The organism is Paraburkholderia sp. USG1 (assembly GCF_031570135.1).
Classification (GTDB): Bacteria; Pseudomonadota; Gammaproteobacteria; order Burkholderiales; family Burkholderiaceae; genus Paraburkholderia; species Paraburkholderia dioscoreae.
The window spans coordinates 182,864-207,240 of sequence record NZ_JAMWXW010000013.1; the positions used below are offsets into that span (position 1 = coordinate 182,864).

At 61.7% G+C, this 24,377-nt stretch carries 26 protein-coding genes; 8 read left to right on the forward strand and 18 right to left on the reverse strand.

The genetic code is table 11. From position 1 onward, the window contains the following. Nucleotides 1–44 precede the first annotated feature (44 nt). The 3 genes from NE850_RS19125 to NE850_RS19135 all read right to left on the reverse strand — a co-directional run bounded on the left by NE850_RS19125 (nt 45) and on the right by NE850_RS19135 (nt 2,667). The gene (locus tag NE850_RS19125) at nt 45–512 is read right to left on the reverse strand and encodes a hypothetical protein (protein WP_310699235.1); all 468 of its coding nucleotides are present in this window, start codon (nt 510–512) and stop codon (nt 45–47) included. 548 nt (nt 513–1,060) lie between these two features. Then, on the reverse strand, nt 1,061–1,816 hold the full coding sequence (locus NE850_RS19130; protein ID WP_310699236.1) for a DUF3577 domain-containing protein: 756 nt from the start codon (nt 1,814–1,816) through the stop codon (nt 1,061–1,063). A 458-nt stretch (nt 1,817–2,274) separates the two neighbouring features. After that, complete coding sequence (locus tag NE850_RS19135; protein WP_310699237.1) at nt 2,275–2,667, reverse strand: helix-turn-helix domain-containing protein; 393 nt, start codon at nt 2,665–2,667, stop codon at nt 2,275–2,277. A gap of 408 nt (nt 2,668–3,075) precedes the next feature. Here NE850_RS19135 and NE850_RS19140 point away from each other — a divergent pair, with 408 nt between their 5' ends. From NE850_RS19140 to NE850_RS19150, 3 genes are all read left to right on the forward strand, one after another. Continuing rightward, nucleotides 3,076–3,495 (forward strand): ACT domain-containing protein, encoded by a 420-nt coding sequence (locus NE850_RS19140; protein ID WP_310699238.1) that lies wholly within the window; start codon nt 3,076–3,078, stop codon nt 3,493–3,495. Nucleotides 3,496–3,945: 450 nt separating this feature from the next. Beyond that, a complete protein-coding gene (locus tag NE850_RS19145) occupies nt 3,946–4,371 on the forward strand; it encodes a DUF6088 family protein (RefSeq protein ID WP_179731226.1) in 426 nt (141 codons plus the stop codon). Continuing rightward, nucleotides 4,334–5,290, forward strand: coding sequence for a nucleotidyl transferase AbiEii/AbiGii toxin family protein (locus NE850_RS19150; protein WP_310699239.1), 957 nt, complete (start codon nt 4,334–4,336; stop codon nt 5,288–5,290). The genes NE850_RS19145 and NE850_RS19150 overlap by 38 nt, the downstream gene beginning before the upstream one ends. A gap of 198 nt (nt 5,291–5,488) precedes the next feature. On the opposite strand, the gene NE850_RS19155 is transcribed toward NE850_RS19150, so the two are convergent. Beyond that, on the reverse strand, nt 5,489–5,719 hold the full coding sequence (locus NE850_RS19155) for an abortive infection family protein (protein WP_310699274.1): 231 nt from the start codon (nt 5,717–5,719) through the stop codon (nt 5,489–5,491). A 23-nt stretch (nt 5,720–5,742) separates the two neighbouring features. Here NE850_RS19155 and NE850_RS19160 point away from each other — a divergent pair, with 23 nt between their 5' ends. The 3 genes from NE850_RS19160 to NE850_RS19170 all read left to right on the forward strand — a co-directional run bounded on the left by NE850_RS19160 (nt 5,743) and on the right by NE850_RS19170 (nt 8,602). Beyond that, on the forward strand, nt 5,743–6,606 hold the full coding sequence (locus NE850_RS19160) for a hypothetical protein (RefSeq protein ID WP_310699240.1): 864 nt from the start codon (nt 5,743–5,745) through the stop codon (nt 6,604–6,606). Then, nucleotides 6,603–7,328 carry a hypothetical protein gene (locus NE850_RS19165; RefSeq protein WP_310699241.1) on the forward strand — a complete coding sequence of 242 codons (726 nt, stop codon included), beginning with the start codon at nt 6,603–6,605 and terminating at the stop codon, nt 7,326–7,328. The genes NE850_RS19160 and NE850_RS19165 overlap by 4 nt, the downstream gene beginning before the upstream one ends. 287 nt (nt 7,329–7,615) lie before the next feature. After that, the gene (locus NE850_RS19170; protein ID WP_310699242.1) at nt 7,616–8,602 is read left to right on the forward strand and encodes an SMEK domain-containing protein; all 987 of its coding nucleotides are present in this window, start codon (nt 7,616–7,618) and stop codon (nt 8,600–8,602) included. A gap of 417 nt (nt 8,603–9,019) precedes the next feature. Here the strand turns inward: NE850_RS19170 and NE850_RS19175 are convergent, their stop codons facing one another. The 6 genes from NE850_RS19175 to NE850_RS19200 form a co-directional block, all read right to left on the reverse strand. Beyond that, nucleotides 9,020–9,175 (reverse strand): hypothetical protein, encoded by a 156-nt coding sequence (locus NE850_RS19175; RefSeq protein WP_310699243.1) that lies wholly within the window; start codon nt 9,173–9,175, stop codon nt 9,020–9,022. Nucleotides 9,176–9,189: 14 nt separating this feature from the next. Continuing rightward, nucleotides 9,190–9,978 carry a phospholipase D-like domain-containing protein gene (locus tag NE850_RS19180; RefSeq protein WP_310699244.1) on the reverse strand — a complete coding sequence of 263 codons (789 nt, stop codon included), beginning with the start codon at nt 9,976–9,978 and terminating at the stop codon, nt 9,190–9,192. A 554-nt stretch (nt 9,979–10,532) separates the two neighbouring features. Next, nucleotides 10,533–11,006 carry a TrbG/VirB9 family P-type conjugative transfer protein gene (locus NE850_RS19185; protein WP_310699245.1) on the reverse strand — a complete coding sequence of 158 codons (474 nt, stop codon included), beginning with the start codon at nt 11,004–11,006 and terminating at the stop codon, nt 10,533–10,535. Continuing rightward, nucleotides 11,003–12,331: a TrbI/VirB10 family protein gene (locus NE850_RS19190; protein ID WP_310699246.1), complete on the reverse strand. Its 1,329-nt coding sequence runs from the start codon at nt 12,329–12,331 to the stop codon at nt 11,003–11,005. The genes NE850_RS19185 and NE850_RS19190 overlap by 4 nt, the downstream gene beginning before the upstream one ends. A 2-nt stretch (nt 12,332–12,333) precedes the next feature. Continuing rightward, nucleotides 12,334–13,362 (reverse strand): TrbG/VirB9 family P-type conjugative transfer protein, encoded by a 1,029-nt coding sequence (locus NE850_RS19195; RefSeq protein WP_310699247.1) that lies wholly within the window; start codon nt 13,360–13,362, stop codon nt 12,334–12,336. Beyond that, nucleotides 13,359–14,105, reverse strand: a complete 747-nt coding sequence (locus tag NE850_RS19200) for a VirB8/TrbF family protein (protein WP_310699248.1) — start codon at nt 14,103–14,105, stop codon at nt 13,359–13,361. The genes NE850_RS19195 and NE850_RS19200 overlap by 4 nt, the downstream gene beginning before the upstream one ends. 75 nt (nt 14,106–14,180) lie before the next feature. Here NE850_RS19200 and NE850_RS19205 point away from each other — a divergent pair, with 75 nt between their 5' ends. Further along, entirely contained in the window at nt 14,181–14,453 is a 273-nt protein-coding gene (locus NE850_RS19205; RefSeq protein WP_310699249.1) for a hypothetical protein, read from the forward strand. Between the two features lie 6 nt (nt 14,454–14,459). Here NE850_RS19205 and NE850_RS19210 read toward each other — a convergent pair whose 3' ends face one another. From NE850_RS19210 to NE850_RS19245, 8 genes are read right to left on the reverse strand one after another with little or no spacing between them, the layout of a single operon-like run. Further along, nucleotides 14,460–15,488 (reverse strand): type IV secretion system protein, encoded by a 1,029-nt coding sequence (locus tag NE850_RS19210; protein WP_310699250.1) that lies wholly within the window; start codon nt 15,486–15,488, stop codon nt 14,460–14,462. A 20-nt stretch (nt 15,489–15,508) separates the two neighbouring features. Continuing rightward, a complete protein-coding gene (locus NE850_RS19215; RefSeq protein WP_310699251.1) occupies nt 15,509–15,793 on the reverse strand; it encodes a hypothetical protein in 285 nt (94 codons plus the stop codon). Nucleotides 15,794–15,808: 15 nt separating this feature from the next. Continuing rightward, nucleotides 15,809–16,612: a conjugal transfer protein TrbJ gene (locus tag NE850_RS19220; protein WP_310699252.1), complete on the reverse strand. Its 804-nt coding sequence runs from the start codon at nt 16,610–16,612 to the stop codon at nt 15,809–15,811. Continuing rightward, a complete protein-coding gene (locus NE850_RS19225; protein WP_310699253.1) occupies nt 16,605–19,289 on the reverse strand; it encodes a conjugal transfer protein TraC in 2,685 nt (894 codons plus the stop codon). Before NE850_RS19225 ends, NE850_RS19220 begins: the two co-directional genes overlap by 8 nt. After that, entirely contained in the window at nt 19,283–19,642 is a 360-nt protein-coding gene (locus NE850_RS19230; protein WP_310699254.1) for a VirB3 family type IV secretion system protein, read from the reverse strand. Before NE850_RS19230 ends, NE850_RS19225 begins: the two co-directional genes overlap by 7 nt. A 9-nt stretch (nt 19,643–19,651) precedes the next feature. Next, a complete protein-coding gene (locus NE850_RS19235) occupies nt 19,652–20,074 on the reverse strand; it encodes a hypothetical protein (RefSeq protein WP_405044862.1) in 423 nt (140 codons plus the stop codon). Beyond that, the gene (locus NE850_RS19240; RefSeq protein WP_310699256.1) at nt 20,067–21,116 is read right to left on the reverse strand and encodes an ATPase, T2SS/T4P/T4SS family; all 1,050 of its coding nucleotides are present in this window, start codon (nt 21,114–21,116) and stop codon (nt 20,067–20,069) included. Before NE850_RS19240 ends, NE850_RS19235 begins: the two co-directional genes overlap by 8 nt. After that, the gene (locus NE850_RS19245) at nt 21,113–21,619 is read right to left on the reverse strand and encodes a lytic transglycosylase domain-containing protein (RefSeq protein WP_310699275.1); all 507 of its coding nucleotides are present in this window, start codon (nt 21,617–21,619) and stop codon (nt 21,113–21,115) included. The genes NE850_RS19240 and NE850_RS19245 overlap by 4 nt, the downstream gene beginning before the upstream one ends. A gap of 627 nt (nt 21,620–22,246) precedes the next feature. On the opposite strand from NE850_RS19245, the gene mobH reads away from it, so the two are divergent. Beyond that, entirely contained in the window at nt 22,247–24,373 is a 2,127-nt protein-coding gene (gene mobH / locus NE850_RS19250) for a MobH family relaxase (RefSeq protein ID WP_310699257.1), read from the forward strand. Nucleotides 24,374–24,377: the final 4 nt, after the last annotated feature.

Here is a 24,377-nt window from a genome sequence, read left to right on the forward strand (position 1 = left end):
GGGAAGGTTCCCGCGAGGATGAGGGTGTCAGCCAGGTGGTGTGCCTAGCAGATGCGAAAGCCTCCGCAGTCACGCAGGAACGCCGCGAACTCGCGTACGTTCTCCACGCTGAACGGATAGTTCGTTTCGAAGTTGGGCTGGCTTCCCGTGCCGCTGCAACCGTTGCAGGGCAGCTCGCCCGGACCAATGGCGGGCGGTGTCGCCCGCTTGCCCGTTGCGCCGCAGATGTCACAAGGCGTTAGCGGCAGGGAGGCGAGGTATTCCTGGCGGGCCTGTTCGTAGGCTGCCGCGTGTCCCTCCCTGATCGCGGAATCGAGGCGTGCGGCCAGTGCGACGGAAGCCCGGTGGCCCAGTCCCCAGCCATCGTTGGAGTGACCCAGATTACCCTTCGCGATGATGTCGGGTGCGACCAGCTCGCAGTATTGCCAGAGTGGGCGCCACCACCAGACGTTGTTGCGGAAATATCGGCCCGCTTCGGAAACGGGCGAGCGGCCCATGACGTCCATACCCATGGTCATGCTCCTGCGCAGAGGCAGTGGGCGACCAGGTATGTCCGTGCCGGATGTGGAACTACAGGTTGCAGGATGGACATCGGATGCTCCTTGAAGAAAAAAGGGACATCCGGGCCGTCGGGCGCGCGAACGCCCCAACGGGGAAGAAAGTGATTCCGGGCCGGGTGTCTTGATGGCACCAGGACAGCCGTGCAGACGAAGGCACTGGAAGCGGCTGCGGGTTATCGCCGTGACGTGGCGATGGTCGAGCCTGCAACTGGCAGGCTGGCAGTGAAAGACTCATGCGTCATTGGCTATCAGGCGAATCACGCATAACGCCTGGCAGTGGGTGAACTGCCAGGCCCATGTCTGCGTTCAGGACAATCGGTCCGTCGCAAACGGCACGGCGCAACAGGGCCGCCGTGGGCCCAGCTGATGATGGGCGGAATCGACACCGGCTTTCCGCAGCGATCGGGTCATAGCTGTGGAAAGCCGGCGCGATGGCCGGGCGTGAGAGTGGAGTCCCCGCGCGAAGCGGGGAATAGCGACGATGAAGGGGCGATGGCGGTTTACCGGTCGCTGGTTGCGGGCCGGCGGACGGTTCCGCTGCTATTACGACGCAGTGGTGGGTAGCGGTTCGTACGCGGTGCAGCATGCCCGGTTTCCGAAATGTCTTCGCCAGACTGGACGGTCTCACGACGGTTGTCCGGCGCTTCGGTCACCGACACGTCGTGCTCGTCGGGTTGTTCCGAGGTTGCCGGTTTGCCGTTGACGGTTTCACGTGAGGCATCGGCGTCGGCTTCGGTGTTTTCGTCTTCGTCGCGATATACCTCCTCGCCATCGACCTTGATCCAGAAGAGCTTGAGCAGACGGCCCTTGAGAACCGCGCCGGTTTCACCCGCACGGTTGCCGGTCCGCTCGAACGTCCGGATGTAGTGGTCGCCAGAGCGGAAAGCGACGAGGACTTTTGCGTCCGGATCATTGGCATCGCTCATGACGGAGCGGACCGCTTCCCTGGCCTTTTCGCCGGAGACGATCAGGTCGAGGGGCAGGTAGACAATGCCATTTTCGATGTTCGGATCGCCATGAAACGCCGAGATCGAGCATGCGAGAAACGGTTTGGCCTTGCTGCGGCCATTGCCACGGGTTGTGACATCGCGCACGCGGGACAGATATCCGAGGCCGCGCAGATGAAGATCGAAATACTTGCGGGGTTCGACAGGCTGATTCATGACGATTCTCCAGAACAAAAAAGGGGAATCGCCAGAGCCCGTGTCGGGGAATGGTGATTCCCCAGACAGGCAACAAAGGAAGCTTCCGGTCAATGAGACCTGCGGTGGTCCAGACAGCGGGACGAAGCGCAACCGCAAAGGGTGTCGCACGGGCGACCGTACAGCAAACGGTACTGGATACGCTCCAGCAGGCGACTTCAATCGCGAATCATAGCCGCAGAAATCAAAAAATCAAGATCTTTTACCCTCCATTTTATTCGTACTTCTTAGTAATATCATCAGACTGGAGTTAATCTCACGATGGATCACGACGTTATGGCGGTTCGTCAAAATCCAGCGCGCGAAACGGGTGCAATAAGGGGATGTGAGCCCAGCCTCTCCTGGACCGGCGAAGGTCCAGGTTGCCGTCTGCGTACTTCCTTGAGGTGTTCGCGGATAGGAGCGGCGGCCTCAGCGTTGCCACGTAGGATTGCGTACCCGCTAACCGGTGAAGGGATGTGACTGACAATAAAAAGCAGAACGCGGGACAACGCAGACGGCTGGCGAAGGAGTCAGGGATGCTGCTTGCGCGAGCGACGTTTGAGCGCAGGGCGCGCATTGATTGCAAGAACGATGGCCTCATCCATGAGCCGTTCCAGTGCATCCTGCTGCATCGGAGTGAGTCCGGAGAGCTTTTGATGGATGCGCACGGCCCGATCAGCGGGACCCGTGCCGGCTTCCCCGAGAAAGTCCGAGAGACGGCATTCAAGAATGCCGGCGAGCTGTGCCATGCGCTCGATGCTGGGTGAGGTGACGCCGCGCTCGATGTGCGAGAGCGACGCCTGGGCCAGGCCAGCAGCTTCAGACAATTGTTCCTGGGTCAGACCGAGCGCCTTGCGTCGGCGGGCGATGGCCTTGCCTATAGCCCTGACTAGATGTTCCTGCTCGTCTTGCTGCCTTGTCACCGCTGCTCCCGCCCTCAAATGCGCCAAGTGTGCGGTGACGGCTGAAAGCAAAGAAGGACTTGAAAACTAAAAATATGTGTAATACGTTATATCCGTGACCGGTTCTGGTGCTTTGCTGCGGCCTGGCAACCACAGGTGGCCGTGCTGGCATTTCGATGGACTGAAGCGCTGGCCAGAGGCCGTTTGCCGTTCAATGTTTGGGATATCCGACGCCGTCCCTGAAAGGGGCTTGTCCTGGCCGGCGCTCCGGGCACAACCGGCTTGCGGTCCGTCGGGGCTGGCCTTTCGCAACATCATTTATTCACTGGATTCGGTCACAATAGTTCGATATGTGAGGTCGGGTACAGCTGGCAATGACGCGAGCTGGTAAAACCGCCCGATTCCCCCTCTTCTTACGCAGGGAGCACAGTGAGCCAACCGGTTTTGAACCTTGAGCAGTTGCTTGCGTCCATGGAGCCCGAACTGAACGATGGGACCTGGGTCTTCTCCACCATCGAGTCCGATACCAGGATTTCGCACCTGTCTCCCGTGGCCACCTTCAGGGAGCGCGAGGGGTTAACCGTCATCATCGATGAACCGACGGCGTTGCGCGAAGGACTGCCGGTGCTCTTCCGGGCGGCCTGGATCACGTTGACCGTACACTCGGATCTGCAGGCGGTCGGATTGACTGCTGCGGTGGCCGAGGCGCTGACCCGGGCCAGCATCAGTTGCAATGTCGTTGCTGCGGTATTTCACGATCACATCTTTGTGCCGGTTGAGCGCGCAGCCGATGCGCTCGCACAGCTTGCCTGCCTTCAGGCGCAGGCCAGCCAGGGGGCGACGGGCTGAGGATTATCGGCGCTCAAATTCGTGGCTGGATTGGGTGCAGCGCAACTGCCGCGTCCAGCCTGATGATTTTGCTGATCCCGGTCATCCCGTGATCTGGCTCGGACAAACCGCAGGCCGTGTTGCGATTCGACGGCACGATGTCATCGCCCGCGTGGAGAAGGCTGTCCAATCGTTCCTGACGTATACGGAACGTGTACAGGCAGATATTCTGGATGGAGGACGGGGCGCCTGGGGTGCCGTATGTTCTGTTCGAGGCGAATATCGGGTGTGGGCGCTTCGTGGATCGGAGTGCGTTCCAGGAGGGCGGCTGATTCCCGGCGGTCACGGCGCAAAAGAAGCTGAACATGGCGCCATGGTATACTATTCAATGATCGATGTTTGCTTGATATTTTCCATTTTAATCATATATTTAAGATGAAATTTTGGCGAACTCGATGATTGGAGCTAGTCGTGTATCTGGAAAATAGGCTGAAAATATCAATTGCCAGGCAGGCATCTGATGTGTTGCTGCGTACGGACTTCGCGCGCTTCGGGAGCGAAGCGCAGGTTGGTCGCGCCTTGCGCAAACTCGTTGACGACGGCGTGATCGTGAAGCTTGGCGTCGGGGTGTATGCGAAGGCGAAGCGGAGTGCCTTGTCCGGCGCACCGATTCCGGTTCAGCCCGTGGAGATTCTGGCCGAGCAGGCGTTAATCAGGATGGGAGTGAAGATATATCCCTCCAGACAGGCGGATCGGTACAACTCCGGGAAGACGACCCAGGTGCCGGCTGGTGGCGTGATCAATACGGGCAATCGCCGCATTGTCCGGAAACTGGGTTTTGGAAAGAAAACCGTACAGTATGAAAACAATCTCGGGCGCGCAGAAGGAACTCATTGACGCGCTTGTGGCGGAGGGGCAGGCCGGAAATCTCTCTGCGGCTGTCCTTGAGAAGGACGTTCACGTTGCCGACGCGCTGCATGCCCTGTCCAGGCTGCAGCATCTGCACGTGCAGTTCGTGTTCTGTGGCGGAACGAGCCTGTCGAAAGCGTACGGCCTCATTGAGCGTATGTCCGAAGATGTCGATCTGAAAGTAGTGCTGGATGCAGGGCACGGGCTGTCGAAAAGTGCCCAGAGAACCCACCTTGGCAAACTGAAGGAAGCCGTCATTGACTCGATGGAGGCATTGGGTTTCGTCATCGTCGAGGACGAGAAGCTAGCCCTGAACGAAAACCGCTACTTCGCATCAGGCTGGCTTTACGAAACGCGGTACGCCGCTCATGGCAGCTTGCGGCCGCATCTGAGTCTCGAGTTCACGGTACGTTCCCCGCGTTTTGAAACGAGGCAAAAAACAATCGGGTATCTGGCCGATCAGCTCGCTGGACGACAGGGGGACGCCTTCGCGATGACCTGTATCGCAGTCGAGGAGACCCTGGCCGAAAAGGTGTTGTCCTTCCTGCGCCGGCATACCGAGCATCGGGCCGGTCTGCGGGATAAATGGGACAGCGCCCTGGTTCGTCATATCTACGATACGTATTGCATCGTTCAGTCGGACCCGTCGCTGGTTGAACGCGCTGCACTTCATTTCAGGGACCTGGTCGATTTCGACCGTGAGGAATTTCCGCTTCACAAGGCGTTCATCGAAGATCCGAAGCAATGCATGACGGCAGCGCTAACGGCCGCAGGGACTGAGGATCAGACACGTCAGGAGTATGAGGACGTGCTGGTGCCGCTGATCTACGGATCTATCAGGCCGACATTTGCGGAAGCGTTTGCGGTGTTCCGGACAACGGCCTTGACCCTTCTTGCAACGCTGTGATCCGATCAGCGACAAAACCTCCGAGCGGCGTGACAGGCCAGATCACGTCTCGGGCGAGGATTCGCGATCGGGCAACCTCGCGTATCCGATGCAACACCGCACCCGCAATGACGATTGCGATTCCAGCCGTCTCCGATGGCGCCGGAAGCTGGTGCAACACGACAACGCCGATGAGGGCCGTAGCGGTCTTCTGTGTGGTCATTTTTCGCGTGCTTGAATCTTCGCTTCTATGGTTTTCACGAAACGCGCGAGGCTGCCGATGTGGCTAACGATCAGCACCGCCTCGTCGTGGTCTAGTATGGGGTTGTCGTGGGCCAGGCTTTGGTCGCTGCGCACCGTGTTCATCGCTTCAAGGTTCGAGATGCTAGTCTTGAGGATGCGTTCGGTCATCTCGCTTTCCAGATGGCCGGCCGCCCGCAGGTGCTTGATGTAGTGACTGGCGGGAGCGACATTTGAAAATCATCTTTAGCCGCAAAGGATTTGATTCCCAGTATGGCCGGGTGCCGAGCCCGATCCTCTCGGACGGGTCGCTTCAGACCTTGCCCATCCCATCGCGTTACGGCCGACCGCTCGGTGACATCCAGGGCCCTCTGGGTCCTTTGCACAATCTCGCCAGCGACCTGACGGTAGGCGCGATCACTCCACGCACTTCCGTTCATCTCGATCCTGACCTGAGTGATGGTAGCGTGGCGCGCCGGCCTGGGTGGCGTGCGTCGCTCGGGCAGGTGGGATCTGCGCAAAAGCACCTTGCCAAACAGGGCGTGGGGCCGGGGGACGTTTTCCTGTTCTTCGAGTGGTTCCGTCAAGCTGAGCACTTCGCGGGCCGGTGGCGGTACGTACCCGGTGCACCGAACGTCCACGCCCTCTTCGGCTGGCTTCAGGTCGGGCAGGTACACAAGGTAGGTGCATCTGAATGCCCGGCGTGGCTTGACGATCATCCGCACGTGCAGCACGCCGCCCGCATTGGCGCGGACAACACGATCTATGTCGCCGGCGAGCGTCTCGTGGGTTCGAGCCGTCGAGTAGCAGCGGCCGGCGCATTCCGGAGCTGGGGTCCTGACCTGCAGCTTACTGCGCCCGGTTGTTCCCGTTCCGTCTGGCGTGTGCCACGCTGGCTGCTCAAAAACCCTGAGCAGCCGATTCTCAGCTACCACCGCGATTCTGCCCGGTGGCGTATCGACGGCGAATGCGCCATCGTGCAAACGGTTGGCAAGGGGCAGGAGTTCGTGATCGACGTGGGCGACTGCAAAGATGCCTCGCAATGGCTGCATAGCCTGGTGCTTCGTTATGGCACCTCGACGGGGGCGCTGGCATGAGCGTCACCATTGGCTACAAGATGACTCACGACAGCGGCTTCGCCCCCAATCCGTTCCATGGTGTGCTCACGCTGGCCACCTGCAAGCCCAAGATCCGGGCATTCCGTCGGCCCAGCGACTGGGTGGCCGGGTTCGCCTCCCAGGAACTAGTCGATAGCGCAGCTCGGCGAGGCGTAATTATTCCGCGCGACGGACTCGTGTATCTCATGCAGATCAGCGAAGTTTTGCTGCTGCATGCGTACTTCGAGGACAGCCGCTTCGTGCGCAAGCGGCCCCCGCGTGAGTCATCTGACGCCGTCGCCTTGTGTGGAGACAACATCTACTATCATGACCACCGCGGCAAGTACGAGCAGCTGGAGAACCGACACCACACCCGAGCCGAGGCATTTCACGATACGTCCGGCGTAAATGCGCTTGTTGCCGGGCGCTTCTACTACTTCGGCCGCAAGTGCTTTGTGCCTGACGGTGGGTGGGCAGCCACGACTGGAGGCCCGGTGTCCAGAGGGCGGACGTTCTATTGTCCGGATGGTTTTGCCGAAAAGGTCCTCAGGTACTTCGACGCGAAGGGGATCGCAGAGGGGATGCACGCGCTGCCATCCCTGATGGACGAAGGCACGCCGGTACATCCAAAGCAGTTCTGCGCGTCTTCCGCCCATGAATTAGGCTTCGCGCCGCCTGTGCTGGCGGGCAGTCGCAGCAGATTGGGCTCCTGCGGAGGTTGAGCCAAGCTCTGCCGCCAAACATCCGCGCTGGGTCGACAGCGTGCTGTCCGCCCGAGCGGAGTGCGGCCATTTTAAGACGTTCGACATGGTGTTGCAGATCGTCAATCGGTGATATGCAAGAAGGAGGGCTGAGACACATTATGAAAATTGATGTTGCACCCCGTTTCGGCCAATCCGAAGTTTCACTACAAGCGTTGCATCATGTCGGGCCGGTAAGCAGATGGCGGATAACTGCAGTTATTTTTATCCGACTCATTACGTAAGCTTTTTAGTGCTATGGAGCACGCATGCCGTTACAGAAAGCAGCACTGTTCGAAAACGTAGTTATGAAGCTGTCTGTCCTTCGATACATGGTCAAGTCCATGACGAAGCGGGGCAAGACGGATATCAACCGCGACTGTGAGACTTTCTTCGCTGAGGTCCTCAATCGGATCTACGGCTACAAGCTCGAAAATGTAAACGTCAAGAACCTTAACACGGCGGCCATTGACCTGGCGGACGACTCTGCAAAACTGTGCGTGCAGGTCACGTCGACCAGCGACTCAAGCAAGATCAAGAAAACCATCAAGGTCTTTCTTGAGCACGATCTGGACAACCATTACGACACGCTTCTGGTTCTCATTCTGGGTGAGAAGCGAAACTACACGACCAAGCCCGATGGCAAGGGTCGACTCGCTTTCGACATCGAAAGGCACGTGCTCGACATCGATGACGTTCTGGAACAGGCGGAGACTCTGGATCTGGACAGGCTGACTGCGCTTAGTGAGTTTGTCGATCGCGAGATGCCTGGCGTGGCTCGGGCTCTCGAACCCGACAGCTTGCTGGCCGCAGCCGAGCGCAACGATGGACGCCCTGCTGTGACAGCTACCCGTCTACTGACCGTGACAGCCGACTCGCCAGTAGAGCGAAACTGGGGGCCCGACTTCGAAAGTCTCACCAGACTTCAGGTAACGCTGATGTCACTGTCGCGCAAGCAGCGCGAGGTTGTCCTATATTTGCTTATAAACCATACCGGGAAACAGTTCGGCCGGGTGAGGATGCCGGCACAGACGCTCGAGCAGAAGCTGCTCCTGTCGCAGACTGACATGGTTGAATACTTTCGCGCGTTAGAGGCAGCGGGCGTGATGGGATATGACGAGGACGACAGGATGTTTGAGTTGGACTGGCGCCTCACGGGTTCCCATTCAGATTTTTTCACCGTGGCACACTCGTTGTTCACGCGCGATGAGCTGCCGCGCCTGATCGTTGATTGCGACTTCTCACTGCTAGACTGACTTCATTCAACGCAACTAACCGCCGACCGCGATTGTGACCGTCCGCGCCTGCGGGACATGCCTCCGTCGGTGAGATGGCACTCACTGACCAGCGACGGTACCGTAATGGTTTTCACGATGACAGTTTGGGCACAGCGCGATTGAGTTCGCGACGGTAAGCCTCGCTTCGTCACCATCAGGATCGCTGCGCATGGATGCTTGAGGGGGAGGACGAAGACTGAGTCAGTTGCGCTGCAGGGCGCAACTGACTCAGTACCTATCGTTTAATGCATCGGGCGGTTTGGTAGTCAATCATGATCGCTTCGGCCATGAACCGTCGTTCGACAGCGCTGGCAGAATGATCGCTTTCCGTTGACGGTCAGCGTACCCGATCAGATGGCGCGTTGAACAACAGACGTGTTACCACGTCGTAACCGATTACGTCGGCCAAATCTCGAACAGCGCGCCCGACTGCTTTTCGGTGAGTTTGATGTTGCTCGCATAGGTGAGCTTGCGCTTAACGCCGGCCCGCTTGGCGAGGTGCGCAAAGTCCCTCCATTTGACGGCGGTTTGCTCCCAGTCACGGGCGCGCACGCAGTGAAACGTTTTTACGGTTTGTCCCGGTTCCTGAAAAATGCTTTCGATTCGTGTCGATACACGACGACGCCCCGCGATGAAGACATCTTATTTCTCGGACGGGAACACTGAATGACGATGTCACCCACCTGAGCAGTGGAAGGAAACGGTGCATTCCCGCCCCACCAGAACCAACTAACGATGCCGGCGTCCGGCCCAATGCGCTCCTGCACTTCCTCCATCGTGTTTTCCACTGCGGCGATATCGCCGGGATAAAGTGCGTCTTCACGCGTACTGACGAGCCAGTATTTCGGCGCTCTCATCTGGACCCTGGTGGGCGAATCAGCACGGTTTGACGGGGGCTCGGGAGGAATGAGGACCGGAATCTGCCGAATCCGCGCAACAAACTCGCTATCAATAACGCCCCCAGATGCCGCGAGCGAATCGATCAGTTGCTCAGCCTGCCCAATGAGTTCGGGCCGGTCGGAGATAACTGACGCCTCCACGTAGTAATTGGCAGACCGCAGAGAAGCATTGGCCGAGCCGATGACCGCCCAGTCGTCGAGCACCAGCACCTTGGCGTGTAGGTTCGGCACATTGAACAGGGAGGCTCCCGCCGTGAGGTACCCCGCGAGTACCTCGGCGCTTGTGCGTCCTGCCGCGATGGAGGCATCGGAGGCATCGACCACGAGCACGTCTCCTGGGCCAAGCGGGAGGAGTCGCAACTCCGTCACGTACGCAATGGCCGCCCGGCGCCGCCTGGCCTTGACCGCCTTCTCCGCGACGGTATCCCACAGGTCTGCACTTAAAAGTTTCAGCATGTGATTTTGTTTGAATTGGTTTGGCGCGCTATGACGAGGTCACACCTCCACCGCACGGCTCAACATGCTAGACGATCAAGATACTCGGCGGATCGCGGCGCTATGTAGCGTGGTCTGTCAGCACACCTTTGGCCGGGAGCAATCCTCGCTGAAATCCGATTGTCGCGGCGAGCTGCGATCTTGCGCCGGTCTGGGCCGCGTCGTCTTGCATCGCACCGATGCACACACTTGGCTGTACCGCACAGACCAAGCGTCCACTTCGGTGATGGCTATGCTACTCGAGCAACTGGTGAATCGACGCCGCCTCGAAGGCACCCCTCCTTTGTAGAGAGCTAGCCGTTGTTCGCCCCATTTGAGTCATTGGACGATCAGTCAGCAGATGACGGTTCGGGGTCGACATGTGCCTGATGTAACACAGATGTTTAAGATGTCAGGCTCTCGCAACGCAACATGTATTGCGAGCGTCAACCGCTGAATCCGAACACCCGCTTAATCCCGGCACAGATGCAGCTTTTTGTGAGCATTGCCAGACTGGCCGAGGTGTCTTGCCCGCGTTATCTGTCGTCAGGCGGCGGATTGATGCTGCGTGCCGGTGCGCCGCCACCTTGCTGGGGCGCGGTGACCGGGGCTTCCCCTGATGGCCGGGCTGCCCCGAATTGCGCCATCCGGGGTGGGCCACCGGGCACCGTCCGTACAGCACGGGCTTCCCGGCCTGCCGAGCGGAAGACCAGTGCCGGTTCCATCCGGTCGACGACAACATAGGGTGGATCGGAGCGCCAGCGCAGAAGCACGAGGCCGCTTGGTGTGTCTGCGAAGATGGCGGGCACGCGCTTCGGATCGTCAAACTGCAGGAAAACTCTCTGGCCATCGTCGAACACCTGGTAGGGGCGAACTTCGGCCGCACCGCCCAGACGCCAGTCGAAGTCATAGACGGGTCCTGCCACGGGTGGTGGTTCGGCACAGGCAGACCGAAGCAGGCAGCCAGCGACCAGGATGGTTGCAGAGAGCAGGGTAGTGGCGCGTTTCATCGATTGCAGCTCCCGTCAGTAACGTTGGGTGGCAGCATCATGTCCCGCTGTGTGATGAACGTGATGCCTTGACCGGGCTCCAGCGTCAGCGTTGGCTGGATATTCATGTTGCGCTGAAGGATCGTTTGAGTGGTCTGCGACAGCGACTGCGCGGCGGCCTCCGACAGATCGGTTGAGACGCCCCCGTTGATGTTGATCGTCGTTCCACTCTGCTGGCTCTGGTTGTGGCCAACCCAGGCTGCCACGCCCGCGATCAGGAACGTCGAGCCGAAGATTCTGAAGAAGTGGTTATTGACGTCCGCACTCACACCCGCCTCGCCGTCCGGATCATTGCCAATCAGCCCGTCGAGGCGCATCGTCGCGTGGCGGAAGATCATTCTGGTTGCAGCCATGAGCATCAGGTCCTGGCCGATCGCGACATCGTTATTGGTCCGCCCCAGGATACGGGTGCCCTTCGGGATCAGCAGGCACGCGCCGTCAATGCTGTCGTAGATGTCGCGATCTACCATTGCCCGGAAGGTGCCGGGCATGTCGCTCTTCGCACCCTGCAGGATGACGGTCGGAATCGGCGTACCGCCGAGGACCATGTAGGGAGAATTGAGCGTGACAGGTACCAGTGGTTTCTCATCGTCGTTCTGCTGCGCCTGTTGCTTCAGCCAGTCCCCGTTGCGTCGGTCGGTGGCGGTGGCAGCGCCCACGGGGGAGGGCCCGGTTGCGGTTCCCTGCTGGCTATTGGTGGTATTTGGGGGGGCGGTCGATGACTGCCGGTTCGGAGGGCTCGCAAGGTTGCCGGCCAGCTGATCCAGCGAGAAACCACCGGAGTCCTGTCCGGCACTGCTGCCTGTGTCTTCATATGCGACGAGCGACTGGCTTTGCATGGCTTCGATCTGCTGCTGCAGCGCAAGGCGGTCCGCGTCACTGGTGCCGGAGCGTTGACCAGTGCCGTGATCGTCGGGCGGTAGCGGCCCGGCGTCTTCGCCGGGAACGCCCTCCGGGATGCCGTCAAGCGGCGTTCCGCCGAGCGGCGCGCTCGCCGCCGATGCCACACTGCCTGCCCTCGCCATCGCGAGGCTGTGCTGATCTTCAAGTCGCTTGCGTATCGCATCCGGCGATGCCTGAGGTTGCCGGGCGTCGGCCTCGAGTTGCTCGCGCTGACGTCGCTCCGCTGCGGTCTCGTGCGGATGCGACAGTGCGTGGATGAGGATGATGGCGAGCAGCGCCGAGCACAGCGCGATCAGCAGCGTTTTCGCGAGATTGCGTCGTACACGCGTAAGACGTGGCGGCTCCGGCGTGAGCGAGCCACCGGGGGGGGCGGGGGCAGCCATGATCACCGGCCCCCGTAGACGTTCTTCATGCGGGCGGAATCGCAGCCGAAGATTCCGCATCCGTTGCCCCGGCCGTTGAAGACCTTGACCTCCTGCTTCCCGCGCCTGAGCAGCAGACCATACTGGACAGTCTGCTGGACCTCATAGAAGTCGTTGCCAAGCGGGACGAAGCTTGCGATTTCTGCCTGGCCTTTTTCGTCCATCAGCAGGATCGCGGGCAACTCGGCACGATGGGGGAACTGCAGGAACGTAAAGTGGCCGTCATCGAAAACGATCAGCGGCGCAAAGGGCGCAGTTCCCTCGACGCGGTAGTCGAAGTTCGTGTGGTCGAGACCGATCCTTGGCGCAACGGTGTGGCGGGCATCGGAAGTGGCCGTAGCGTCGTCGGTCCCGGCATCGGGGACCGCGCCGCCCGACGCCGGAACGTTGCCTGGATATTCGATGCCGAACGGCGATGTCCTTGCCGTTGCCGTTTCTATATCTGCGTCAAGGTAGTGCCAGGAAACCCGGTGATACACCTTGCCGTCGTCCGATGAGCGCAGATCGATTTCATAGCGGCGGTGGGACGTGATGATCGTCGCGGCATTGTCGAGTCCGGGCAGGCGTGCCTCGATGAACACGTCGCGTTTCGTGAGCGCCGTATGCTGGAGCCAGCGTTTTCCGGTATCGGACAGATAGACACCGGTGACTTCTTCGTCCGCGCCAAAAACCAGATGCGTTTCCTCGTTCGTGCGCACATAAACCGGATATAGGTAATCCGGATCGTAGTCGTAGACCACGAGCGACGGGCTGTCAGGGGCAGGATACGGTCCATTGAGCGGTCGGTGCGCAACCTCATGCCGTTCTGCCCGCGGCACGGGTACGGCGTGACGGTCACCGGATTTCTGTGATGGCGACGAGGCCGCGACCGGGGCGCTCGCGGGTATGGGTGATGGCGAGTCGGGTGGGATGCTCGAGATCTGCCCGACAGCATTGGACATGGCGGCGAGGATGATCGCGGTTGTGCAGGTGAAGGTGAGGATGACGTTCATTGCGTCGCTCCCGGATTGACGCCCAGGTAGGGCGTGAGGCTGAAGTGGGTGATGCGAAGCCCGATCGGGTTATCCTTTTCCTCGCCGGGCTTCAGCGTCTCGGGCGCGAGCAGGAAGCTCGCGGTGAGCAGCATCTGCTTCGGATGGACCGGTTTGCCGTTGACGCTTTCGATCAGCGTGAAGATCAGGTAGGCGAGCTGCCCGTCGGCCGAGAACGAGGTTGAATTCTCAACGAATTCGCGCGTCAGTCCCGGTGTCTGCACGACGCGCTGCGCGACCGGGTCGGTCACGGTGATGTAGGTTTCGAGTTCCTGGGTGGCGGCGCCGGAGGTCCAGCCGAACGCGGCTGGGATCTGGCGCGTGAGGGTATCCTGGCTGTCCGCCTCGATCGTGAAAACACGCGAAGCCCACTTGACCAGGAAATAGCGTTTGTTCGCCGCGGTGACGGAATAGGCTTCGGCGTAGCGGTCAGATACCCACACCGCACCGGTTTTCTCGTCATGCTCAACGAAATAGGGACGAGGACCGCTATGTGTGCTCTGGACGATCAGTGCGGCGCATTCTCCTGCCGCGATCAGTGCAAACGCGGCGGCCAGCTTGATCGCAAGGCGCTTTTCCCAGAGCGGCTTCTGGAAGGCGGCGAACCACGCGGCGACCGCCTCGCCCGTGTTGGGCGGAACTGGGAGATTACCCGCGGCTATTGCGGCGGGCTGTGAAGTCGCGGACGACAGCTTCTTTCGCATCGCTCACGCCCCTGCGCAGGCCAAAGCCCGCGGTGCTACACTGGGATCCAGTTCACCTGCTGCAAAGGTGCAGTCATGGCAAAGCTCAAGATCATCCTGCTGTATTTCGTGCTGCCGATTCTCGTGTTTGCGGCGTTCGTCCTGTACCAGGTCGGCGCGCAGCATTTCGGCGTTGCGATGATGCTTGCGGGTGCCGTGGTTTTCCTGATCTGGTCGTGGATCAGCACCACGCCGAAGCAGATGAATGACTCGCTCCGGGATGCGGAAGACAGGCGCAGGCAGGCTGATGCTTACTGGAGCACAATCAATTCGATCCGTGAGTTCGAGCAGCGGCAACATCGTCGTTAGGCTCCGTTACTGAAGTGCCTTCGGGGTGATCTTCCTTCCGATTACCCCCTTCCCAAACCCGCCAAGGCCACCTGCGCCACCGCCGGATACCAGTCCCTTTGCGATATCCGGCACCTGCCACATCATGTAGGCGCCGACGCCGCAAACGAGCGCGAGCGCCAGCATCGCGAGGTAGTTCGTTGCGTAGTACGCGTCGCTGTTCGTGCCGTTTTGTGTGGCTGCCTGCTGCACGAGACTCTGGATACCGGGCAGCACGCCGCTGTTGACAATGGCCATCATCAGCCAGGCGATCACCTTGAACAGGCCCGCTGATACCGTGAACTTGAGCCAGCCATCGAAAAGGAATTCGCCCGCTGGCAGCACGTACCAAGGAATCAGCACTGGCCCCAGGCAGAAGGCGATGTCGAGCAGGAAGGTGCCGAACTGCACGACCACCACGAAAATCAGCGTCATCAGCGTGATCGCGATGACCGCCAGAGCCTTCGCAAGAAATGCGAGCAGGATCAGGGGCAGGTTCTTGACGAGTGTCCAGATGGAACTTAGTCCGGCAGAGTTCGCTCCCGCGTCGCTGGTCGATCCGCATTCCTGATGATTGGTATTGGGGATGACGACGCCTTCCGGCGTCACATCCGGCACGTCCTGGCACACCTGCGCCGCCTGGGTGCGTACGCCCTGCATGATGGTTGACGCAGCATTGACGAGCGTACGCAGCAGGTCGCCGGGATTGCCCTGTCCGCCAGACACGCGTGTGGCCATCGTCTGCATGTTGTCGACGAAATAGCTGTGGACGGTGCTGCTCCAGGTGGTGAGCATCACGAGGATGACCGCGCACCTGATCAGGTGACGGAAAAGGTTCGCGAAGAACCCGGGGAAGTCTCCCTCGAGCAGCCACAGGAACACGTGCCAGGTGGCCATGATCAGTCCGAGCGCAGCGAGTAGATCGATACCATCGGAGAGGAACAGGGTCTGCAGGCCGGTTCCTGTCGTCTGCATCGTGGAGAACAGCGTGTTAAGGACCGAGATGACGTCGTTCATGGTTCAGGTTCTCCACGCGGTTAGCGCAGTGCGCCGCCAACCCATAACATGGCGATGAGGATCGCGAGCGGCAGCGCAATCACGCCGGCCGCAAAAACGTGCGGACTGTCGATGTGGACGATCAGCAGGCCGGTCAGCACCGACAGGCGCACGTTGCGGGTAATTCGTCGGTCGAAGCGCCACTGCGGATCGCGTTCGTCCAGCGGTTGCTGGCTGTGCCGGCGGTAGTCACGCACGCCTTCGAGGACGACACGCAGTTCGGTCGGGGTCGTGCAAAGGGTGTGGATCAGCCAGCGCAGCAACACGGTCGGTCTCCTCGCTCACTGGTCCTGCAGCAGGCTGAAGTCAGGTGCGTCCTGCGTCGTCTGCTGCTCCTGCTGGTTGACCTGTCCCATCGCCGCCGAGCGCGCGGCGGCGAGCTGTGCGGCATTCCCCTGCGCCTGGGCCTGGGCCGTCCGGTCCTGCATCTGCTGCGCGACCTGGCGCTGGATCAGCGCATGCAGGTCGACCATTTCGCCGGCCAGAACATTCGACTGCTGGTTGAGCATCTGCAGGCCCTGCACGGTGCCGGTCACGTTGGGAATCTGGGACTGGATCTGCTGCAGGTTCTGGGCACGGGTGGCCAGCGCGTTCAGGCTCTGCATGTCCTGCGTCAACTGCTGCTGGTAGAGACCGCCGCGTGTCGAGGCGAGGGTCGTATACGCGGAGAGCCATTGCGACGGCGACATACCGGTCGTATTCATTTCCGACAGGCTGCGTCCGAACAGCTGGTTCGTGGCGTTGGCCGCCGACTGGAGCTGCGTGATCGCGGTCGAGAGCGACTGGAAGCTGGAAATCTGGGTGCGGTAGGGGGCGATCGTCTGGTCGATCATCGAGGTCGGGACCTGCTTCAGGTTCTGCACCATCGTCACATACTGCTGCAGGCGCGTGATCTGCGCCTGGACGTTCTGCTCGACCATCTGTGCCTGCTGCGCGACCGATGAAGCCAGTTCGACGTGGTTCGCTATCTGCGTGATCTCGGTGGCTCCGCCATCCAGTCCGCCGCCGGCCTGGGCGGCATTGACACGCAGAAGCAACGCGGCGGCGAGGGCCGCGGCCGTGCGGTAAAGCGGACCGTTACGCATGATCGACCTCCAGCCATGACTGCGTCGCAGGATCGCCGCGGGCCTGTGCCGTTGCCTCATCGATGTAGCGCTCTTTCCAGTCGGCAAGGCCAGAGTGCAGATGCCGGTCGAACATGATCTGGGCGCTCATTTCGGAGCGAAGGATCGCAATCGAGACAGGATCAAGGGAGACGGAAATGCGGCGCGACGCGCCTCCCTGTTCCGCGATGAAGTAGTCGCGTTTCGCCACGAGCTTCTGGATCGTGCGGATCTGTCCATCGGAGAGCCCGAAGTCCCGCTGGTAAGCACCCCTCGCGGAAGGCGTGAAGTTCTCGACGGGCACGAACACACGCACGAGCACGTTGTCGCGGATCTGAGGCCAGATGGCCGAGGACGATACCTGTTCGGGCGACTGGGCATCCATCCACACACAGCCGAGCTTCTTGCGCATCGTGACGATCCAGTTGCCGATCTGGGAGGCGAACGCCTCGTCGTCCAGGAGGTTCCAGATTTCGGGGAGCATCACGAGCGTCGGTCCGATGACACCCCTGGCACGCCGCTGGTCCAGTGAGTCCTGGATGCGGTAGGTGACGTATGAAAGGAACGGTCGCGCAACGACAGGACTGCCGAGGATCCGGTCTGTTGCCATCGAGACCCAGTGCGAGTCGTCGAAGCTGTCGTCGACGTTATCGAAGTAATGGGCGTGGACGGCGCTGCCGACCCAGAGAGCCAGTTCGTCGGCGAGTGGCCCGGCAGGCAGCGACGCATGGACCGTGCGTAGCCGCCATAGACGGCGATCCGAGCGGCTGCACGTCGCGGCCAGCGACGTTTCAAGTTCACGCCGGTCAGCCGCGGTAACGCGATAGGTTCCGCGCTGCTGCACGAGCAGGATGATCCATTCAACGAGGAACTCCAGATGTCGCGGGTCCGTGAGGAGCACGAGCGGATTCATCTGCGCACGCTCGTCGGCGTGGATGGCGGTCGCCTGGGCGTCGAACTGCATGTAGCGGCCACCCTGAAGCATGGTTGGGATGCGCATCGACAGATCCTTGTCGAAACCATACAGCCACGTGTCCGGATACTTGCGAAAGAGCGTCGCGCACAGCAGCATGAAGATCGTCTTGCCGAAGCCGGTCCGGCCGCATACGAGCATGTGGCCCACGTCGCCAAGGAAGCCGGTGAACCAGTAGGGGGTGCCAAACTCGGTCGGAAACGCGGCGAGTGCCGGGCACAGCGTTCCGGTTTCCCTGCTCAGGTGCCGGTTGATCCGGTGACCATCGAGAACACCACACAGTGGTAGCAGGCGCGCCAGTGCCCCGGTGTCGATGAATGCCCATCGCGCACATTCGCGCCACATGCCGGGAATGGTGGTCGCGAACGCGGACAACGCATGGAGCGTTTCGCGAACGGGCGTGAAGTGGGCAGCGCGTAGCGCTTCCTCCACAGCCTTGTGGGTGGCGACTGCCTGCGACCATGCCGCTTCGGCCGCGTCTCCGTTATCGAACGGACTGGTTTCGAACACAGGCGAATACGACAGTACCGACAGGTTGTAGTACCCGTAGAGCTCTTCGGCCATCTCGACGCGGCCGGCCCGACGATTGGCATCGTCGGCCGCGGCAGACCTCGCCTGGTTCTGGCGCGCCCCCGACATGTCGCCGCCGCGCAGGGTGGCGGCCAGCAGCGAGCGCGTGTCAAGCCGACGTCCCTCGTGATACCGACGAACACCGTCGATGAAGCGCATCGCCGCGGACGGCGTCGCAAGCCGGAAGCAGTGGGAGAGCGTCAGTTCACCGGGTACCTTCAGCAGACCGTCGAGACTGGTCGGCAGTACGCTGTCAGGCCAGAAGTCGCGGCGGGCCGGAATGCCTGCCGCGATGCCGAAACGTTGTCGTCCGCCGGCGTAGAAGTGCAGGTAGTCGTGGCCGGGGCGTATCTCGGCATCACACATCGCAAGGTCGAGCGCCGGGATGTCGGGCACCGCGACCACCGCCAGGTCGTCACCGGGTGGTGAGCAGCACCCGTGCATGAAGGCGCCAAGCTCGGGACCGGACAGGCGGTGACAGTCCAGGCGGGGATTGCTCGCCGTGAAGCCGAACAGCAGATTCTCGAAGGTCTCGACGACGGCCCTGAGTTCCGAGGCGGTATAGGCAAAGAGGTACTGGTCGGAAAATGTACCGCGCACCGCCTGTATCAGAGAATGGACGACCGGAAGTCCATCGTGGGTCATCCCATGCGTCACCTTGCCGGCGAAGCGGTCGATGCCGACTTCGGGTGCCATCGTGAAGGTCACGAAGTGCCGGTTCGTGTAGTTTGCCGCCTGCTCGAACGTGGCCCGACGCGCATCGTCGACCCGCTGCGAGACGGGATCCGGCATCGGCGCGCTCAGATAGTGCGCGCTGCGCCGGCGGTGAACCGTCCACCACATCGTGATGGGGCGGCGCGCCATGTCGCGCAGCGACGTGACCAGGTTGTCCATCAGCTCGTGGACGTGGCTGGTCGAGAGCGCATCGGCGTCCGGTCCCGAGAAGCTATAGGTGGCCATGACCGCCGAATCCTTGTTGACGACGAGCGTGTCGCTGAAACGGAAGAGCCATGGTACGAGTTCGGCCGACGCCCGACGGTCACCGTCGGTGCGCTGTTCGATGCGCGCGAGCGGTTCGGCGTCGAACGGCGAGCGTGCGAAGGCGGGCGTCAGCATGGCATTCCCCGCGCAAAGCCTTTCGGACGGGCATTGGCCTTCTGGCGCAGCAACTGGCGCGGCTCGTAGTAATCGCCCTGACGGCTGTACTTCGCGTAGCAGCGGATCTGGTCCGGATCGCGCCGCACCGCGAGCCACAGTACCGGGTGGGTGACCAGCACCGCGAGCAGTACCCACCACGTGCGCATGCCGGCGGCAAAGGTAATGACGATCGCACACTGCGCGATGCACCACTTGCGGTCGATACCGAGCAGCAGGAACTGTTCGAGCATCGTCTTGTGGATGCGGGCAGCAAGCGGATCGTCGGGCTCGCCAGTTGGTGCGCGAGAATCGGGTGGCAACTTTTCCATCATATATTGCGCTCAGACGGAACCGGTGCAGGCCGCACCGTGGTTGAAGACCTGCGCCCACAGCAGTGGCATGTTCAGGATCGAGAGCGTGCCGAGCACGCCACGCAGGACGTGGGTCTTGATGTTGCTGCGACCGTCATCGAGCAGCCACAGGACGATGGACCCCACGAGCGCGGACAGCGAGACGACTTCGAGCAGCTCGTTGTCGAGCACGTCCTGATAGACGGTGCACAGTCCACCATTCCAGATACCCGCGTGGGCGATCGCCGGGATTGACCCGAGCCACAGGGCAATCAGAATGGCCCGCAACGGTCGTTCGTGCTGGACCATGAGATTTCGCCATGCGGAGCGAACCTCGCTGCAGTAGCCGCAGGCGTGCGAAGTTGCGCGGCGGGCAGCGTCTGCAACCCGGGAGGTACGTGTCGTGTCAGGCATGGACGAGATCCTCGATAGCGCCGAAGCGCGAGAACAGGCAACGCGTCTGGTACCGGTCGTTGTGGACGCCGAGTACCTCGCGGACTTCGACAGGTCCGCGCACCGCGCCCTGACGTTCCGCGTGCACGAAGAAGCGGAACGTCGAGGCGATCTTCTGGCGCAGATCGGTGATCGTCATGAGGCGCCCTTCGTCGCTCATGCGGATAAGCGATTCGAGGCGCGTGGGTGCGGTGTCGGCCGAGTCAGCGTGAAAGGACACGATGGAGCCGGGGTGGCCCGTGTTGAGCGCTTCCATCAGGTCGAAGGCTTCGGCGCCGCGGACTTCGCCGACGATGATCCGGTCGGGCCGGATGCGCAGGGAGAAGCGCACCAGGTCGCGGGTCGTGATGCCCAGGTTGGTCTCGAACGCCACCTGGTTGGGCGCATGAACCTGCAGTTCGGCGGTATCCTCGATGGTGACGAGCCGGTCGGCTTGTGGCATCGCGTCGATCATGGCGTTCAGGAGCGTCGTCTTGCCGGAGGAGGTGCCACCGGAGAAGGCGACGTTGATGCGCTCGCGCATGACCCACTGGAAGAACTCCAGCAGTGCCTTGCCGCCACCGGCAAGCCGCCCGAGTAGCGCGGCGTTACGGCGGCGCGCCTCCGGCGAGTGACCATCCGCGCGCACATCAAAGGCGCCTGTGCGTTCGTACTCGGCCAGTCCGATGCGCCGACGCGCATGCTTGCGGATCGACAGCATGTCGCCGTGAACAGCAACCGGGTGACGGGCGGCCGCGATACGTAGACCGGGTAGCCGGGAGTCGAGCAGTGGTGTCTGCTCCTTGGCGTTGACGTTTGCGAGGATCGTGATGGCCCGGTCGAGTGCGTCCGGGTCGAGGTCGCAGCCGGCGACGTAGGAAATGACGCCATGGCGCTCGACGAAGATCGTGTCGGCGCGGTTGACCATGATCTCCTGCACGTCCGCGTCTGCGAGCATGCCCTGCAGCGGACCGAGGTAGTCATTGAGCACCTCGATTGCGTATTCGTAGGTGAGCCGGCTCATCGTCCGTTCCCCCATGCGACTGGCTGGAAGAGCTTCGCCACCAAGCCGGGTACGGGCGATGCGCGGTCCACCGCATCCGGTTGTATGGACACCGGCACTGGTGCGGCGAAGAGCTGCCGGTACACGCGGCGCGCGTACGCAATGCGGTAGCTCTGCGTCGCGGCGTTGTAGGCCCCAACGGCATCCCAGGTCAGTCCGAGACGATGGATGTTCTGCGACAGGATCCACGCGCCGACATACGCATTGGTGCAGCTGTCGTTGAGTCCGGCACGCGAAATGCCAAAGCGCGACAGCGTGCTGAGCCAGCGGCTGTTGATCTGCATGAGGCCGATGTCGCTGGTGCCGTCCGCGTTGACGTGAACCGCATCGGGGTGCTGCCCGGACTCGACGGTCGCGATGGCGTGCACGAGCCGCGCACTGACGTGGTGGAACCGCGCCGCATCGTCGAGGCAGTCCGCATGGCTGACGGAGGCTGTCACACCAGTCAACAGGGCGCAAATCATCCACGCATGCTTCACGTTCACCTCGTCGATCTATGGCAGTTGAACTGCCAGAAAAAGAGCCTGCCGGAGGCGGGGTGCGCACCGGCAGGCAAACAGCGCGCGTCAGTCCAGGGGAGAGGACCGACGTATCCACTGTAGGCAGCGACAGCGTGCGGGTGGGCCAGATACCTGCGCGCGCACGTGATTTTTGAAGCAGGTTTTTCGTGGGCAGCACGTCAGTTGCCCCGGCGCGTGGCAGACCGTCCAGCGCGGTACAAAGGCGGTTGAAAAAGGCCGGGAAGGCAAGGGGAGCAAAGGGCGGTTCAAAGGGAAGGGCCTTATCCAAAGGCCGCGGGTGAAGCTCGGGATGAGACGCTTCACCCGCTCAAAGGCGCGAAGGATGAAGGGCAAAAAAGGGCGTTGCCGCAAGGGAAAAAAACGCTGCGGCTCGCGCCGCGCAAGGCTGAAAAAGGATTGCCAGACTGACCGGTGGCGTCGGTGTCGTGCCCGGGAAATTGCCTGCATGCGGTAGTCCGCATCCGTGCAGTCATTCAGGATCGATTCACCACATGGCTGCGTACTGTGGATCATGGAAGTTATGTAGCAGTCCTCCTGACATGAAATTTCACGGCATCTGCGGAAAATCGGATGACATTCAGTACTGCCCTGACCTGGCTAGGGCTACCATCCCGCGCTTCATCGAGACCATCTCAGGCCACGCCGCCGGAGCCGGTCGCGCTGCGACGCGCGCCCTCTGCGCAGCATCTGCCGGTACTCGGATACCTTGATCTGCTGGACCGGACGGGCATGCAGGGCACAGCCGGCCGCATCGGCAGCAGCGTGGGTCTGTCAACGGAGAACGAGCAGCGTGACATCGAGCCGTTGATCCGGCGGCTCACCGAGTTTGTCCAGCTTCTGCCCGCGTCGGAGTCACACCATCATGCACAGCCGGGCGGGCTGCTGATCCATCTGCTTGAGGTGGCACGGTATGCGCTGCATTTTCGCGAGGGGTACCGTCTGCCGCTCGGCGCGGGCCCTGAGGATCAGATGCGGCACGGTGCGCGTTGCAGCTACGCGGTGCTCGTCGGCGCATTGCTGCACGACATCGGCAAGCCCCTGACCGATCTGAAGGTCGACCTTGTCAGCGGTGCCGACGTGCGCCGTTGGGTCCCGCTGGCGGGCAGCATGAATGAACAGGGTGGTGAGTGGTACCGGGTGGACTTTCCGGAACCCGCACAACGGGATTACGGTGCTCACGCACGCCTGTCGATCGTGCTGCTCCAGCGCCTGGTTCCCTCTGCGTCACTAGGGTGGCTTGCACAGTATCCGCCCGTACTCGACGAACTGGCCGCGTATCTGTCGGATGACGCCACGGCGAAGGCAGGGACACTCGCAAAGATTGTGGGTGAGGCGGACCGGCGCTCGGTCGCACAGAATCTGCTCACGGGTCCGCGCACACGGTTCGTGACTGCCCGCAGCGTCCCGCTGATCGAGCGGCTGATGGAAGGGCTGCGCCGGCTGCTGGCGGAAGGTGAAATGCCGCTCAACCGTGCTGGCGCCACTGGTTACTGCGACGGCGAATCGCTGTGGTGCGTCGCGAAGACGCTTGCCGAGGCGGTGCGGTCGTATCTTGGTAGCCACGAACAGCAGCAGCCAGGCGCGGCCGGTATCCCGTCCGACAACAACCGGCTCTTCGATACCTGGCAGGAGTACGGCGCGCTCGTGCCGACGCCGGAAGGCGGCGCGATCTGGACCGTCGAGGTCGCCGTTGGTACGTGGAAGCAGACGTTCACGGTCCTGCGTTTTCCGCTCGACCGGTTGTACGCGGACCCGGGGCGGTATCCCCGTGCACTGCCGCCCGGCGCGGTCCGCGTGGTCGATGGCACCAGGGACGAAGAACCGGAATCGAAAGAGGGGGATTCGTCGGGTTCGGCTGGTACCGCGGACGTCCAGTCCGGGGCGCAGGACGAGGATGATCCGGAGCATCCGCCCGTAGTGCACGTCCCATCGTCATCGGAAGATGCACGAACGGCAGAATCCGTTACAGGGGCACCGATACTGCTGGTGATGCCCGATCTCGCTGGTGCGGCGGTCGACGGACCCGTGTCGATTCCGGTGGTGGATGTGCGCGCGCCAGCCTCACGCGAGGATCCTGCAGATTTCCTGCCTGACGCAGAGAGCGCGTCCGCACTGCAGTCTGAGGCATCTCATGAACGCGAGGTACTCAAAGCAGACGGGGCAGTTCCGGACGAGGTCACGTCACCCGTGCGCCCGAAGCAGAGGTCGAAGGTGCCCGCGAAGTCGGTTGTTTCGCGTGAAGGCGGCCGGCAGCCTCGCCCGAACGCGGAGCGATTCCTGGCCTGGGTGCAGGAAGGCATTGCCACTGGCGCCCTGCCGTACAACGAATCGATGGCCCGCGTGCACTTCGTACCGGAGGGCATGCTGCTCGTCACACCCGCCGTTTTCCGCGATTTTGCGCAGGCGCATCCCGAGGCGATCGAGCAGACACCCACGGATGACGGGAGAACGCCGGAAGCGTGGAAGCAGGTCCAGCGCGATTTCCAGAAGTCCGGTTACCCCGTGGCCGCCGATTCCGGCGGAGCCGGCCGGTCGTACCTCATCCACTACAACATCAAGGGAGCGGGTGGGCGGCAACTGTCGGTGATGCTGGTGCCGGAGCCCGAACGCTTCTTCAATCCCGTCCCGCCGCCGAACGCGATGATCCAGTCGAAACAGAAGCCGGCTCCGGATGGGGACGGCCCCGCGCAGCCGTAAGGGT

Excerpts from the sequence above, each read along its gene's own strand:
- NE850_RS19125 (WP_310699235.1), bottom strand. The coding sequence starts at position 512 with ATGGGTATGGACGTCATGGGCCGCTCGCCCGTTTCCGAAGCGGGCCGA.
- NE850_RS19150 (WP_310699239.1), top strand. The coding sequence starts at position 4,334 with ATGAAAACAATCTCGGGCGCGCAGAAGGAACTCATTGACGCGCTTGTG.
- NE850_RS19165 (WP_310699241.1), top strand. The coding sequence starts at position 6,603 with ATGAGCGTCACCATTGGCTACAAGATGACTCACGACAGCGGCTTCGCC.
- NE850_RS19170 (WP_310699242.1), top strand. The coding sequence starts at position 7,616 with ATGCCGTTACAGAAAGCAGCACTGTTCGAAAACGTAGTTATGAAGCTG.
- NE850_RS19180 (WP_310699244.1), bottom strand. The coding sequence starts at position 9,978 with ATGCTGAAACTTTTAAGTGCAGACCTGTGGGATACCGTCGCGGAGAAG.
- NE850_RS19185 (WP_310699245.1), bottom strand. The coding sequence starts at position 11,006 with ATGAAACGCGCCACTACCCTGCTCTCTGCAACCATCCTGGTCGCTGGC.
- NE850_RS19190 (WP_310699246.1), bottom strand. The coding sequence starts at position 12,331 with ATGGCTGCCCCCGCCCCCCCCGGTGGCTCGCTCACGCCGGAGCCGCCA.
- NE850_RS19195 (WP_310699247.1), bottom strand. The coding sequence starts at position 13,362 with ATGAACGTCATCCTCACCTTCACCTGCACAACCGCGATCATCCTCGCC.
- NE850_RS19200 (WP_310699248.1), bottom strand. The coding sequence starts at position 14,105 with ATGCGAAAGAAGCTGTCGTCCGCGACTTCACAGCCCGCCGCAATAGCC.
- NE850_RS19205 (WP_310699249.1), top strand. The coding sequence starts at position 14,181 with ATGGCAAAGCTCAAGATCATCCTGCTGTATTTCGTGCTGCCGATTCTC.
- NE850_RS19210 (WP_310699250.1), bottom strand. The coding sequence starts at position 15,488 with ATGAACGACGTCATCTCGGTCCTTAACACGCTGTTCTCCACGATGCAG.
- NE850_RS19220 (WP_310699252.1), bottom strand. The coding sequence starts at position 16,612 with ATGCGTAACGGTCCGCTTTACCGCACGGCCGCGGCCCTCGCCGCCGCG.
- NE850_RS19225 (WP_310699253.1), bottom strand. The coding sequence starts at position 19,289 with ATGCTGACGCCCGCCTTCGCACGCTCGCCGTTCGACGCCGAACCGCTC.
- NE850_RS19230 (WP_310699254.1), bottom strand. The coding sequence starts at position 19,642 with ATGATGGAAAAGTTGCCACCCGATTCTCGCGCACCAACTGGCGAGCCC.
- NE850_RS19235 (WP_405044862.1), bottom strand. The coding sequence starts at position 20,074 with ATGCCTGACACGACACGTACCTCCCGGGTTGCAGACGCTGCCCGCCGC.
- NE850_RS19240 (WP_310699256.1), bottom strand. The coding sequence starts at position 21,116 with ATGAGCCGGCTCACCTACGAATACGCAATCGAGGTGCTCAATGACTAC.
- NE850_RS19245 (WP_310699275.1), bottom strand. The coding sequence starts at position 21,619 with ATGATTTGCGCCCTGTTGACTGGTGTGACAGCCTCCGTCAGCCATGCG.
- mobH (WP_310699257.1), top strand. The coding sequence starts at position 22,247 with ATGACATTCAGTACTGCCCTGACCTGGCTAGGGCTACCATCCCGCGCT.